The sequence below is a fragment of the Noviherbaspirillum sp. genome (assembly GCF_036563305.1).
Classification (GTDB): domain Bacteria; phylum Pseudomonadota; class Gammaproteobacteria; order Burkholderiales; family Burkholderiaceae_D; genus Noviherbaspirillum.
In genome coordinates this window covers 127,784-141,967 of sequence record NZ_DATCMQ010000017.1, presented here as the reverse complement: position 1 = coordinate 141,967, position 14,184 = coordinate 127,784, and the positions used below count along the sequence as shown (strand labels likewise).

General features: G+C 63.3%; 12 protein-coding genes. 2 read left to right on the top strand and 10 right to left on the bottom strand.

Annotation, left to right across the window (positions count from 1 at the left end):
• Positions 1–6: 6 nt before the first annotated feature.
• The 10 genes from VIM12_RS20320 to rpsB form a co-directional block, all read right to left on the bottom strand.
• Complete coding sequence (locus VIM12_RS20320) at positions 7–486, bottom strand: OmpH family outer membrane protein (RefSeq protein ID WP_331944162.1); 480 nt, start codon at positions 484–486, stop codon at positions 7–9.
• A gap of 90 nt (positions 487–576) precedes the next feature.
• Positions 577–2,916, bottom strand: coding sequence for an outer membrane protein assembly factor BamA (gene bamA, locus VIM12_RS20315; protein WP_331944160.1), 2,340 nt, complete (start codon positions 2,914–2,916; stop codon positions 577–579).
• A gap of 52 nt (positions 2,917–2,968) precedes the next feature.
• Complete coding sequence (rseP, locus tag VIM12_RS20310; RefSeq protein WP_331944158.1) at positions 2,969–4,327, bottom strand: RIP metalloprotease RseP; 1,359 nt, start codon at positions 4,325–4,327, stop codon at positions 2,969–2,971.
• A 21-nt stretch (positions 4,328–4,348) separates the two neighbouring features.
• A complete protein-coding gene (ispC, locus tag VIM12_RS20305) occupies positions 4,349–5,518 on the bottom strand; it encodes a 1-deoxy-D-xylulose-5-phosphate reductoisomerase (protein ID WP_331944156.1) in 1,170 nt (389 codons plus the stop codon).
• Positions 5,519–5,521: 3 nt separating this feature from the next.
• On the bottom strand, positions 5,522–6,346 hold the full coding sequence (locus VIM12_RS20300; protein ID WP_331944154.1) for a phosphatidate cytidylyltransferase: 825 nt from the start codon (positions 6,344–6,346) through the stop codon (positions 5,522–5,524).
• Entirely contained in the window at positions 6,346–7,104 is a 759-nt protein-coding gene (uppS, locus tag VIM12_RS20295) for a polyprenyl diphosphate synthase (protein ID WP_331944152.1), read from the bottom strand. Before uppS ends, VIM12_RS20300 begins: the two co-directional genes overlap by 1 nt.
• A 123-nt stretch (positions 7,105–7,227) precedes the next feature.
• The gene (gene frr, locus VIM12_RS20290) at positions 7,228–7,788 is read right to left on the bottom strand and encodes a ribosome recycling factor (RefSeq protein WP_331944150.1); all 561 of its coding nucleotides are present in this window, start codon (positions 7,786–7,788) and stop codon (positions 7,228–7,230) included.
• 33 nt (positions 7,789–7,821) lie between these two features.
• Positions 7,822–8,538, bottom strand: a complete 717-nt coding sequence (gene pyrH / locus VIM12_RS20285; protein WP_331944148.1) for a UMP kinase — start codon at positions 8,536–8,538, stop codon at positions 7,822–7,824.
• 247 nt (positions 8,539–8,785) lie between these two features.
• A complete protein-coding gene (gene tsf / locus VIM12_RS20280) occupies positions 8,786–9,667 on the bottom strand; it encodes a translation elongation factor Ts (protein WP_331944146.1) in 882 nt (293 codons plus the stop codon).
• Positions 9,668–9,795: 128 nt separating this feature from the next.
• Positions 9,796–10,548 carry a 30S ribosomal protein S2 gene (gene rpsB, locus VIM12_RS20275; protein ID WP_331944144.1) on the bottom strand — a complete coding sequence of 251 codons (753 nt, stop codon included), beginning with the start codon at positions 10,546–10,548 and terminating at the stop codon, positions 9,796–9,798.
• A 245-nt stretch (positions 10,549–10,793) separates the two neighbouring features.
• Here rpsB and map point away from each other — a divergent pair, with 245 nt between their 5' ends.
• Both map and VIM12_RS20265 read left to right on the top strand, forming a co-directional pair.
• Positions 10,794–11,627: a type I methionyl aminopeptidase gene (gene map / locus VIM12_RS20270; RefSeq protein WP_331944142.1), complete on the top strand. Its 834-nt coding sequence runs from the start codon at positions 10,794–10,796 to the stop codon at positions 11,625–11,627.
• Positions 11,628–11,630: 3 nt separating this feature from the next.
• Complete coding sequence (locus VIM12_RS20265) at positions 11,631–14,183, top strand: [protein-PII] uridylyltransferase (RefSeq protein ID WP_331944140.1); 2,553 nt, start codon at positions 11,631–11,633, stop codon at positions 14,181–14,183.
• The last annotated feature ends 1 nt before the right edge of the window (position 14,184 follow it).

Sequence of the window (14,184 nt, the reverse complement as noted above, 5' to 3'; positions counted from 1 at the left end):
TTCGGGTTATTTGTTCAGCGCCTTCAGCACCTTGTCGGTGATGTCGATGCGCGGGCTGAAGTACACAGCCTCCTGGAACACGATGTCGTACTTCTCGGCCTCGGCGATCTGCCGGATGACCTTGTTCGCGCGATCGAGAATGACCGACAGCTCCTCGTTCTTGCGCTGGTTGAGGTCTTCGCGGAATTCACGCTGCTTGCGCTGGAATTCCTTGTCGAGGTCGGCCAGTTCGCGCTGGCGCTTCATGCGTTCCGATTCGGGAATGATGGCCGTGTCCTTGTCGAGCCGGTCCGACGTGGACTTCAGGCGCGCCGCCAATTCCTGCAATTCCTTCTCGCGGCGCGAGAATTCCTGCTCGATCTTTGCGGTCGCCTGCTTGGCGGGAAGCGCTTCGCGAAAAATCCGCTCGGTGTTGACGAAGCCGACCTTCGACTCCTGCGCATGGACGCCGGCCACAGGCAGCAGCAAGGCTGCGGCCAGGGCCATGCACTTAAGGTTCGTCGATGTGTTGAGGAAAGACTTCAAGGCCGTTCTCCGCAAAATCAAATTACTATTATGCCACCCTCGGGCGGGGGACTAGAAGCCGGTACCCAGCTGGAACTGGAAGCTCTGCTTCTTGTCGCCGTCCTTGGCGTTCAGGGGAACGCCAAAGCTCAGCTTCAGCGGACCGACCGGGGAGACCCAGCTGATACCGGCGCCCGCCGAGTAGCGCAGCTCGCCGGCGTCGAACTTCGCATCGTCGGCGAACACGTTGCCGGCGTCGAAGAAGGTGAACCAGCGCAGCGTGCGGTCGTTGCCCGATCCCGGGAACGGGAACTGCAGCTCGGCGTTCGCGATGATGCGGGAGGAGCCGCCGAGCGGATCGCCGTTGGCCGCCTTGGGGCCGAGCGACGAGCCTTCGTAGCCGCGCACCGAGCCGATGCCGCCGGCATACCAGTTCTTGAAGATCGGATACGGGTTGCCGCCGAGGCCGTTGCCGTAGCCGACCTCGCCGTTCACGGCGAGGGTAACGCCGCGCCACAGCGGACGGAACCACTGGTGCTGGTACACGGCGCGATAGTAGCGCTGCGTCCCGAACGGCGCGATGTCAAGATTGGCCCGCTGGTAGCGGCCGGTGGTCGGCGCCAGCGCGCTGTCGCGGCTGTCGCGCTGCCATGAGACGGTCAGCGGAAAGCTCGTGGTGGTCGCCGTGCGCCCGTCGCCGAAGTCGCGCACATACCGCAGGTACAGCTCCGGGCTGTCATTGAAGTCGGGGTCGCCCTGGTAGGTCTCGACCTGGGTCCGCTCGACACCGACACCGAAGAACACGGTATCCACTTCCGAGAACGGCACGCCGAATTTCACGTTGGCGCCGGTGGTGCGCACCATGTAGTCGCCAGTGTTGACCTCGGGCGGCCGCGTGGTCCGCAGGAAGACTTCATAGCTGCGGCTGACGCCATCGTCCGTGAAGTACGGCGTGACCTGCGACAAGGCAATGGTCCGATTCAGCCGGCTCGTATTGACGTCGAGGCCGAGCGTATTGCCGCTGCCGAAAGCGTTGGCCTGCTGGATCGAGCCGGTCAGCATCAGCTTTTCGCTGCTGGAGAAACCGGCGCCGAGCAGGATGTTGCCGGTCGGCTTCTCGGCCACCGTCATGTTGACGTCGACCTGGTCGGTGGTGCCCGGAACTTCCGGCGTCTCGATTCCGACTTCCTTGAAGTAGCCGAGGCGGTCCACGCGGTCGCGCGACAGCCGGATCTTGTCGCCGTCGTACCACGAATTCTCGAACTGGCGGAACTCGCGGCGCACCACTTCATCCCGGGTCTTGGTGTTGCCTGCGATATTGATGCGACGGACGTAGACGCGCTTGCCGGGGTCGACCAGCACGGTGAAGCTGACTTCCTTCTTCTCGCGGTTGATTTCCGGATTGGCGTTGACGTTGGCGAAAGCGTAGCCAAAATTGCCCATGCGCTCGGAGATCTTCTTCACGCTTTCCTGCAGCTTTTCACCCGAGTACACATCGCCGGGCTTGAGCTCGACCAGAGAACGGAATTCCTCCTCGCGACCGAACATCTCCCCTTCCAGCTTGACGCCGGCGACAGTGAACTTGTCGCCTTCGTTGATGTTGATGGTGATGTAGATGTCCTTCTTGTCGGGCGTGATCGAGACCTGGGTCGATTCGACCTGCATTTCGAGGTAGCCGCGGTTCAGGTAGTACGAGCGCAGGGTCTCGATGTCGCCGGTCAGCTTCTGCTTCGAGTACTGGTCGGCCTTGGTGTACCAGGTGAACCAGCCGGGGGTACGCAGGTTGAGCAGGCCGCGCAGTTCGCTTTCGGGAAACGCCTTGTTGCCGATGATGTTGATCTGCTTGATGCGGGCGACTTCACCTTCGTCGACCGCGAAACTGACGTTGACGCGATTGCGCTCGATCGGCGTCACCGTGGTGGTGATCTGGACGCCGTAGAGGCCGCGCGACAGATACTGGCGCTTCAGCTCCTGCTCGGCGCGGTCCAGCAGCGCCTTGTCGTAGATGCGCGATTCGCCCAGCCCGATGTCCTTGAGCGCCTTGGTCAGCTGTTCCTTGTCGAACTCCTTGGTGCCGGAAAAGTCGACGCCGGCAATCGCCGGCCTTTCCTCGACCATCACCACCAGCACGTCGCCTTCCACCTCGAGCCGGACATCCTTGAAGAACCCGGTCGCGTACAGCGCCTTGATGGCGGCGGCACCCTTTTCGTCGTTGTAGGTCTCGCCGACACGGACCGGCAGGTAGCTGAATACCGTACCGGCTTCAGTACGCTGGATTCCTTCTACACGGATATCCTTGACGGTGAAAGGCTCGACGGCCAGCGCATGCCCGGTGCAGAGGGCAAAGGCGGCGATAGCGATGAGGCGACGGGGGAATAAGGACTGGGGGCTGCGCTCGGAATGTAATTTCATCGGTTGTTCTGTTGTCAATGTCCCTGCCGCCCGTTGTCACCGCGGCAAAAACTCAGGACATGAGCCGTACGATGTCGTTGAAGACGGCGACCGCCATCAAGGTCATCAGGATGCCCACACCCGCTCGCTGGGCCATCTCCCCGACGCGCTCGGGAAGCGCACGGCCGGTCAAAAGTTCCAGCGAATAATACAGTAAAAGCCCCCCATCCAAAACCGGAATGGGAAGCAGATTCATTACGCCCAGGCTGATGCTGATGAACGCGATGAAGGTCAGGTAACTGATCCAGCCCACCCTCGCAGTCTGCCCCGCATAATCGGCGATCGTGATTGGCCCGGTAATGTTCTTCCAAGAAACTTCGCCGACGAGCATTTTACCAAGCATTTTCAGCGTCAGGACGCTCGTGTCCCAGGTCTTGGCCACAGCTTTTACCGTTGCCGCGCCCAGGGAATCGCGTGCGATCACCATTTCCGGCGCCAGCGCCACTTCCGCCCGGATGCGCCCGGTCGGCTGCCCCCTGGTGCCGGCCGTTTCGGGCGTCACGGACAAGCTGAACGGCTGGCCGTCGCGCAATCCTTCAATCAGAAGGGCCTGGCCCGGCGCCGAGCGAATCCGCTCGACGAACGCCTGGCCGTCGGCGACCGGCTCACCGCCGACGCGCAGGATGCGGTCGCCCTCGCGCAGGCCGGCAGCCATTGCCGGACCGCCGTCCACCAGCCGGCCGAGCACCGCTGGCGGGCGGGCAAGGTCAATGCCGAGCTTGCCGAGAAAATCGCCCTCCAGATCGGTCGCCGTGAGGCTATCGAGCGGCACCACGGCTTGTTCCGGCGTCTGGCGGCCATCGCCGCGGCGAACGAAGCCGACGGTTGCGGGGGCCTTGTCGAGCGCTGCCTGCATCATTTTCCAGCGCAATTCGGACCAGCCCTCGACCGCCTCGCCATTGATCGACGCGATCCTTTCGCCGCCGCGCAGGCCCGCCTCGTACGCGGGGGTGGATTCAGGCACTGCTCTCAGCACCGCCGCAGGCTCCGGCATGCCGTAGGTATACAGCCCGGCGAAAACCGCTATCGCAAGCAGGAAGTTGGCGAGCGGGCCGGCGGCGACGATCGCAAAGCGCTTGCCGACGTGCTGCCGGGTAAATTCGCGCTTGAGGTCGGCATCGGAAAGCTTGCTGATGTCCTGCTCCCGTGCATCGAGCATCTTCACGTAGCCGCCGAACGGCAGAAGCGAAACCGCCCATTCGGTCTGGTCGGGGCCGAAGCGCCGCGACCAGACGATCTTGCCCATGCCGACCGAAAAACGCAGTACCTTCACGCCGCACAGCCGGGCCACCCAGTAGTGGCCCAGCTCATGTACGACCACCAGGACGGCCAGCGCAAGCAGGAATGCAAGTACGGTATGCAGGAGGGTCATGGTTTCACCACTTGTCAGTGATTAGGGAATCAGGGACTGTGCAGTCTCCCTGGCGCGGCGGTCCTCGTCGAGCAAGGATCCGATGTCGTCGAGCGCGGCGCCCGGCATGCGCTCGAGCACGCCCGCTATCAGTTGATCGATCATGCGAAAGCCGATGCGACGGTCGAGAAAGGCCTGGACTGCCACCTCGTTGGCCGCGTTCAGTATAGCCGGGGCGCTGCCGCCGGCCGACAATGCCGAATACGCAAGTTGCAGGCAAGGGAAGCGCTTGAAATCCGGCTTGAGGAAATCGAGCTGCCCGATGCGCGTGAGGTCGACCGGTTCCACGCCGGAATCGATGCGCTCCGGGTAGGCGAGCGCGTGGGCGATTGGCGTCCGCATGTCCGGGTTGCCGAGTTGCGCGAGCACCGAACCGTCCCGGTAGGACACCATCGAGTGGATGACGCTCTGCGGATGGATGACCACCTCGATTTGTTCCGCCCCAGCGCCAAACAGCCAGTGTGCCTCGATGACCTCGAGCCCCTTGTTCATCATCGTCGCCGAGTCGACCGAGATCTTGCGTCCCATTACCCAGTTCGGATGGGCCACGGCCTCTTCGGGCGTGACCGCGTCGAGGGTCTCGACCGCGCGCCGGAGGAACGGCCCGCCCGAGGCAGTCAGCAGGATGCGGGCGACGCCGTGATGCGCCGGCACCCTGCTGTAGGACTGGGGCAGGCTCTGGAAAATCGCGTTGTGCTCGCTGTCGATCGGCAGCAGCGTAGCCCCGCTGTCCCTGACGGCATCCATGAAGATCTGGCCCGACATCACCAGCGCTTCCTTGTTTGCCAGGAGCACCTTCTTCCCGGCGCGCGCGGCTGCAAGCGTCGGGGCCAGGCCGGCCGCGCCGACGATGGCGGCCATCACGGCGTCGCATTCCTCCGCGGAGGCGACTTCGCAGAGCGCCGCTTCGCCGTAAGCGACCTCGGTGCGCACGTCGGCTTCGCGAAGCAGCACGGAAAGTGCGGCGGCGGACTCGGGGCTGCCGACAACCGCCACTTCCGGCCGGAAGCGGGCGCAAAGCGCTGCGAGCTCGGGCACGCGTTGCTGCGCGGTCAGCGCATGGACACGGTAGCGGTCGGGGTGTCGGCCGATCACGTCGAGCGTGGACGCGCCGATGGAACCGGTGGCGCCCAGAATGGTAATACTCTGCATCTGCTAAACCTGAAAACGGGTGGTGAACAACACCGCGAGCGGCAGGGTCGGCACCAGCGCGTCGATGCGGTCGAGGACGCCGCCGTGCCCCGGCAGCAGGTTGCTGCTGTCCTTCATCCCTGCCCTGCGCTTCAGCATGGATTCGAACAGATCCCCTGCGATGCTGGCCGCGACCATCAGGGTCATGACGGCCGCGAAACCGGTCCAGCCCCACTGCCTGACCAGCTGGCCTGCGAACGTGTCCTCCAGCATCGGAACAAAGACCGATGCACCGGCGATCAGCAGGACGGCGATCCAGCCGCCAATCGCCCCTTCCCACGACTTGCCCGGCGAAATCGAGGGAGCAAGCTTGCGGCGCCCGAAAGCCTTCCCCGAAAAATAAGCGCCGATGTCGGCGATCCAGACGATTGCCATGACAGACACCAGGTACAGCGGCGACAGCCGGAACAGCGCGACGATGGCGACGAAGCAACCGAGGATCGCAATACCGTAGATGCCGTTGAGCAGCCGGTTGCCGAAACCGTCGAGTTCCGGAAGGCCGAAGCGCAGGGAAGGCGCGAGGCGTACCGCCCAGATCGCCGCGCACAGCATGAACAGCAGATTGGCGCCGGACGGGTCGCCACGGAAGATGATGAACAGGAACGCCACGGTCCAGACAATGGCGCCAAGCAGCGGTCGGTTGTTGCGGAACAGCCGGAAGCATTCCCACGCCGCCGCGGCGAAGAAGGCCGCGGCGACCGCGGCGATCAGGATGAAGGATTTCGAATACAGGACCGCCAGCAGAACGACGAGCAGGACGACCGCCGTAATCACGCGCGTGCGGAGCATCAGGACGCCTTCTTCTGCTCGATCAGCTGTTCGCTGGTGCGGCCGAACCGGCGTTCGCGCTGCTGATAGGACGAGATCGCCAGGTCCAGCGCCTGGGCGTCGAAGTCCGGCCAGAATGTCGTGGTGAAGTAGAACTCGGTATAGGCAAGCTGCCAGAGCAGGAAGTTCGAGACCCTTTCCTCGCCGCCGGTCCGGATGAACAGGTCCGGTTCCGGTGCGTACGCCATCGACAGGTGGGCGGAGAGGTCGTCTTCACTGAAATCGGTCCGGCCCGGATTGGCTTCGGACATCTTGCGCACCGCCTGCATGATGTCCCAGCGGCCGCCGTAGTTGGCGCAGATCGTGAGCGTCAGCCTGGTGTTGTTCGCGGTACGCCGTTCCGCGTTCGCGATCATGCCCTGCAGCTTCTGGTCGAAACGGCTCAGGTCGCCGACCACCTTCAGCCGGATGCCGTTGGCATGCATCTTGGCGACTTCTCGCTCGAGCGCAGTCACGAAAAGCCGCATCAGCAAGGACACTTCGTCCGCAGGGCGGCGCCAGTTCTCGGAGCTGAAGGCGAACAGCGTCAGGTACTCGACGCCGCGGTCGACACATGCCTCGACCATTCCGCGCACTGCCTCGACCCCCTTCGCATGGCCGGCAAAGCGCGGCATGAAGCGTTTGGTCGCCCAGCGCCCGTTGCCGTCCATGATGATGGCGATATGGCGCGGTACTGCAGGCACCGGCGGAACTGTCTGGGTTGAGCTCGAATAGGTCATGTCGGGCCGCCTTATGGTTGGTTGAACTGCGGGGTGGACCGTCGTGCGGCAGTGGCGCGTGCGCCGGACCGGTCCGGCGCGCGGCTGCAGCCGCGAACGGCGGGCCTGCCCTGGGCTGGACCGTCAGACGGTCATCAGCTCCTTTTCCTTTTCCGTGATCAGCTTGTCGACTTCGGCGACGAACTTGTCGGTCAGCTTCTGGACGTCGTCCTGCGCGCGGCGCTCGTCGTCTTCGGAGCAAGCCTTGTCCTTCAGCAGCTTTTTCAGCGCCTCGTTGGCATCACGGCGGATGTTGCGGATCGCCACCTTCGCATCCTCGCCTTCGCCCTTGACGAGCTTGACGATCTCCTTGCGGCGCTCCTCGGTGAGCGCAGGCGTCGGCACCCGGATCAGGTCGCCCTGGGTGGCGGGATTGAGACCGAGATCCGACTCGCGGATCGCCTTCTCGATCACGTTCACCATCTTCTTTTCCCACGGCTGCACGCCGATGGTCCGCGCGTCGATCAGCGTCACGTTCGCGACCTGGCTGATCTGCGTCGGCGTGCCGTAGTAATCCACCTGGATGTGATCGAGGATGCCGGTATGGGCGCGGCCCGTGCGGACCTTTGCCAGGTCGGCCTTGAGGGTCTCGATCGACTTGTTCATCTTCTGTTCGGCGTTCTTCTTGACGTCAGCGACTGACATACTGCACTCCTCTCATGCTACGAGTAAGACTAGTTATACGTGAACCAGGGTTCCTTCATCCTCGCCGAGGATCACGTTCTTCAGCGCACCCGGCTTGACGATCGAGAACACCTTGATCGGCAGCTTCTGGTCGCGGCACAGGGCGAATGCGGTCGCGTCCATCACCTGCAGATGCTTGGCGATCGCCTCGTCGAACGTGATCGTCGCGTACCGGACTGCGTTGCGGTCCTTGTTCGGATCGGCGGTGTACACGCCATCCACCTTGGTCGCCTTGAGCACGATTTCCGCGCCGATTTCCGATCCACGCAGGGCCGCGGCGGTATCGGTGGTGAAGAACGGGTTGCCGGTACCGGCGGCGAACACCACCACCTTGCCCTCTTCCAGGTACTGCAGCGCCTTGGGGCGGACGTACGGCTCGACGACCTGTTCGATGGCGATTGCCGACATCACGCGCGCGGTGATGCCGACCTGCCGCATTGCATCGGCGAGCGCCAGGGAATTCATCACCGTGGCCAGCATGCCCATATAGTCGGCCGTTGCCCGGTCCATTCCCTGCGCGCCCGGCGCAACGCCGCGGAAGATGTTTCCGCCGCCGATGACAATCGCCAGCTCCACTCCCAGCTTGGCCACTTCGGCCACGTCCGCCACCATGCGCTCTATGGTTGCGCGATTGATGCCGTAGGCGTCGTCGCCCATCAATGCTTCACCAGAGAGTTTGAGGAGGACGCGCTTGTAAGCCGGTTTTGTCATGGGCAGGACTCCTATTTGTCCGGTTCAGATGGATAATCGTTTTTGCCCGCCTCATCGCATCCCGCCTTCGTGTGGCTAAGATTAGATGAAAACAGGCGGTTCCGGCGCGACCCGGGCTTGACGCAGCATAAGACCATGTCGCATAGCAACTATAGCAATTCCGCCAACTACCGTACCGGTAACGGCCGACGCCGGCGTCAAGAGTCGGGGCGCCTGTAAAAACGGGCCTTTCGGCCCGCTGTATCGCTTACGCCTGCTTCGCAGCGGCCACCTGGGCCGCGACTTCTGCAGCAAAGTCGTCCTGCTTCTTCTCGATGCCTTCGCCGACGACGAACATCGTAAACGACTTCACCGATGCGCCGGCAGCCTTCAGCATCTGTTCGACGGTCTGCTTGTCGTTCTTCACGAACGGCTGGTCGAGCAGCGATACTTCCTTCAGGTATTTCTGCACGGTGCCTTCGACCATCTTGGCGACGATCTCTGCCGGCTTGCCGGATTCGGCGGCCTTCTGGGAAGCGATCGAACGCTCCTTCTCGATCAGCTCGGCAGGCACGTCCTTCGACGACAGCGCCACCGGCTTCATTGCGGCAACGTGCATCGCAACGTCCTTGCCAACCTGTTCGTCGGCAGCGTCGAACTCGACGATGACGCCGATGCGGGTGCCGTGCAGGTAGGAGACGAGCTTGCTGCCGGTCTCGTAGCGCTTGAAGCGGCGGAACGACATGTTCTCGCCGATCTTGCCGACCAGCGCGGCGCGCACTTCGTCGAGCGTCTTGCCGCCGGCGTCCAGTGCGGACAGGGCTGCGACGTCGGCCGGGTTCTTTTCGGCGATCAGCTTCGCCGTGGTGTTCGCCAGGGCGATGAATTCCTCGTTCTTGGTCACGAAGTCGGTTTCGCAGTTGACTTCGACCAGCGCGCCCACGCCATTGGCGATGTAGGCAGCGACGACACCTTCCGCGGTCACGCGGGAAGCGGCCTTCGAAGCCTTGCTGCCCAGCTTGACGCGCAGGATCTCTTCGGCACGCGCCATGTCGCCTTCAGCCTCGGTCAGCGCCTTCTTGCACTCCATCATCGGCGCGTCGGTCTTCGCGCGCAGTTCGCCTACCATCGCTGCGGTAATTGCCGCCATGTCATTCTCCTAATCAAAGTGAGCGTCCATCGGACGCATCGATCCAAAATACGTTCAGGCCGGGTACAAAAAAGGGGCGAACTGCTGTTGCCCCTTTTTCGATGCCCGACACTTCAGGCGCAGGGCAGTTAGGCCTGCTCGCTGCTGACCTCGACGAATTCGTCGGCGCCGCCCTTGACGGCATCCAGCACGTCGTTGGTCGCGTTGGCGCGGCCCTCGAGGATGGCATCGGCAACGCCGCGCGCGTACAGGGTGATCGCCTTCGACGAGTCGTCGTTACCCGGGATGACGTAGGTCACGCCTTCCGGAGAATGGTTGGTGTCGACCACGCCGATCACCGGGATGCCCAGCTTGCTGGCCTCGGTGATTGCGCCCTTGTGGTAGCCGACGTCGATCACGAAGATGGCATCGGGGATGCCGCCCATGTCCTTGATGCCGCCGATGGACTTTTGCAGCTTTTCCATCTCGCGCTGGAACATCAGGCCTTCCTTCTTGCTCAGCTTCTCGACCGAACCGTCCTCGATCGCCGCTTCCATGTCCTTCAGGCGCTTGATGGAGGTCTTGATGGTCTTGAAGTTGGTCAGCATGCCGCCGAGCCAGCGCTGGTCGACGTAAGGCATGCCCGCACGCTGGGCTTCCGCTGCGAGGATGTCGCGTGCCTGGCGCTTGGTGCCGACAAAGAGGATGGTGCCGCGGTTGGATGCCAGCTGGCGGATGTACTTCATCGCCTCCTGGTACATGCCCAGGGTCTTTTCCAGGTTGACGATATGAATCTTGTTGCGATGACCGAAGATATAGGGGGCCATCTTGGGGTTCCAGAAGCGGGTCTGGTGGCCGAAGTGGACACCTGCTTCCAGCATTTCGCGCATGGTAACGGACATGAATTTCTCCAGGGTTGGGTCTGGAATCCGATCAGTCACTCCGCCGAGGCGGAGCACCCTTTTGAACCGGATTCGCGATTTGGAACGGGTTTCGCTTGAAGACACTCCAAGCTAACCCGAGATTCTACCCCAACTCGCCGGGTTTGTTCAAGGCTGCGACGGACCGCGGTCCTGCGGAACTCAGCCCCGTCGTCTATAATTTCGCATTGACTATTCCTCACGCTTCAGGCGTATCAAGATCTGCCATGGGCTCCATCAACATCAAGACCGAAGACGACATCAAGGGCATGCGCGTCGCCGGCCGGCTCGCCGCCGAAGTGCTCGATTTCATTGCGCCGTACATCAAGCCGGGCGTGACCACTGGCGAGCTGGACCGGCTTTGCCATGAATACATGACCGATGTTCAGGGCACGATTCCGGCGCCGCTCAACTATTGCCCGCCGGGCTACACCCCGTTCCCCAAGGCCATCTGCACCTCGCTCAACGACGTGGTCTGCCATGGCATCCCCGGCGACAAGGTGCTGAAGAACGGCGACGCGCTCAATATCGACATCACCGTGATCAAGGACGGCTACCACGGGGACACCAGCCGGATGTTCTTCGTCGGCGAGCCGTCCATCCTCGCGAAGCGCCTGGCGGAAGTCACCTACGAATGCATGTGGCTGGGCATTTCCAAGATCAGGCCAGGTGCCCATCTCGGCGACATCGGCTACGTGATCCAGCAGCACGCGGAAAAGGCCGGCTACAGCGTCGTGCGCGAATTCTGCGGCCATGGCATCGGCAAGATCTTCCACGAAGAGCCGCAGGTACTGCATTACGGCCGCCCCGGAACGCTCGAAAAGCTCGTCGCCGGCATGATCTTCACGGTGGAGCCGATGATCAATGCCGGCCGCCGGGAGATTCGGGAAATGGGCGACGGCTGGACCATCAAGACCAAGGATCGCAGCCTTTCCGCGCAATGGGAGCATACGGTGCTGGTGACCGAGACCGGGTACGAGGTGCTCACGGTTTCCCCCGGCATGCCTGCGCCGCCCGCCTTCATCCAGAACGCCGCCGCCGCGCAGACCACCGCGGCCTGAACCATGCCGCCCCTCGCACTGACGCTCAAGGAGCAGCTCAAGGGCGGGCGGCAGGCGGTGATTTCGGCCTACCAGCAGGATGGCAAGGCCGAGAAGTTGCTGGCCAGCCTGCGCCAGAACGTCGATGCCGCCCTCATCCGCGCCTGGCAGGAATACCGGCTGCCGACTTCCGCGGCGCTGGTCGCGGTAGGCGGCTACGGGCGCGGCGAACTTTTCCCGCATTCCGACGTGGACGTGCTGATCCTGCTAGAAGGCGCGCCGGACGCGGCCATGAAACAGAAGCTGGAGGAATTGGTCCAGCTGTTCTGGGACATCGGGCTGGAAATCGGCCACAGCATACGGACTGTGGACGAGTGCCTGACTGAATCGGCAGCCGACATCACGGTCCAGACCAGCCTGCTCGAAGCGCGGCTCATCACCGGCAATCGCAAGCTGTTCCAGTTTCTGCAGGAGCGGCACACGGCCGCCCTCAATCCCCAGGCGTTCTTCCAGGCCAAGACGCTCGAGCTGCGCCAGCGGCATGTGAAGTACGAGGACACGCCCTACAGCCTGGAGCCGAACTGCAAGGAAAGCCCGGGCGGGCTGCGCGACCTGCAGGTGATCCTGTGGGTGGCGAAGGCGGCCGGTCTCGGCGATTCGTGGCGCAAGCTGGCCGAACGCGGCCTGATCACGCCGACCGAGGCGCGCCAGCTCAGCCAGAAGGAGCGCGCCTTCAAGGATATTCGCATCCGGCTGCACATTCACACCGGCCGGCGCGAGGACCGGCTGGTGTTCGACGTTCAGACGCCGATCGCGGAGGCGCTCGGCTTCGAGACCACCGAGACGCGCCGCGCAAGCGAGTACCTGATGCAGCGCTACTATTGGGCAGCAAAGGCGGTCACGCAGCTCAACACCATCATGCTGCAGAACATCGAAGCGCAGCTGTTCCCGCGCGCCGGCACGCCGCAGCCCGTGAATGAGCGCTTCAACGAGATCAACGGGCTGATCGATATCGCGCACGACGACACCTTCGAGGCCTCGCCCTCGGCGATGCTGGAGGTGTTCCTGCTGCTGGCCCAGCGCCCGGACCTGAACGGCATGACGGCCCGCACCTTGCGCGCGCTGTGGCATGCGCGCCTCCATATCGACGGCAAGTTCCGGCGCGACCCGGTCAACCGCGCGCTGTTCCTCCAGATCATCCAGGCGCCGCGCGGCATTACCCATGCGCTGCGGGGGATGAACCAGACCAGCGTGCTCGGTCGCTACCTGCCGAACTTCCGCCGCATCGTCGGCCAGATGCAGCATGACCTGTTCCACGTCTACACGGTGGACCAGCACATCCTGATGGTCGTGCGCAACGTGCGCCGCTTCACGATGACCGAGCATGCGCACGAATATCCGTTCTGCAGCCAGTTGATGGCAAACTTCGCGCAACCCTGGCTGCTGTACATCGCGGCGCTGTTCCATGACATTGCCAAAGGCCGCGGCGGCGACCACTCCGAACTCGGCAAGGCGGATGCGCGTCGCTTCTGCACCGACCATAACCTGTCGAAGGAAGACACCGACCTGGTCGTCTTCCTGGTCGAACACCACCTGACCATGTCGCAGGTGGCGCAGAAGCAGGACTTGTCCGATCCGGACGTGATCCGCAGTTTTGCCGCCGTGGTCAGGGATGAGCGGCACCTGACCGCGCTCTACCTGCTGACCGTTGCGGATATCCGCGGCACCAGTCCGAAGGTCTGGAACGCCTGGAAGGGCAAGCTGCTGGAAGACCTCTATCGGATGACGCTGCGGGTGCTTGGCGGCGAGGACCACTCGGCCGACCGCGAACTGCGCAACCGGCAGACCGAGGCGCTCAGGAGCCTGCGCCTGTACGGCCTGCCCGAGAACGCCCATGCCCGGTTGTGGCAGCAGCTCGACGTTGCGTATTTCCTGCGCCACGACGCCGCGGACATCGCCTGGCAGACGCGCAGCTTCTTCGACAAGATCGACAGCCCGGTGCCGGTGGTGAAGGCGCGCCTGGCGCCGATCGGCGAAGGCATCCAGGTGGCCGTGTATGTGAAGGACCAGCCCGATCTGTTCGCGCGCATCTGCAGCTACTTCGATCGCAAGAACTTCAGCATCCTCGATGCCAAGATCCATACCACGCGGCACGGCTATGCGCTCGACTCCTTCCTGGTGACCGAACCCGCCTTTGCCAACAGCTACCGCGACATCATCAGCCTGGTCGAGCATGAGCTGACCCGGCTGCTGGACGATCGTGCCGATCTGCCGCCGCCGGTCAAGGGCCGCCTCTCGCGCCTGTCGCGCACCTTCCCGGTGACGCCGACGGTGGACCTGCGTCCGGACGAGCGCGGACAGTACTACCTGCTGTCGGTATCGGCGAACGACCGCAACGGCCTGCTTTATTCCATTGCCAACGTGCTGGCCAAATACCGGATCAACCTCCACACCGCCAAGATCATGACGCTCGGGGAACGGGTGGAGGACGTGTTCCTGGTCGACGGCCCGGTGCTCAATAACGCGCGCAGCCAGATCCAGCTGGAGACCGAACTGCTGGAAGCCCTGCGCGTCTGAA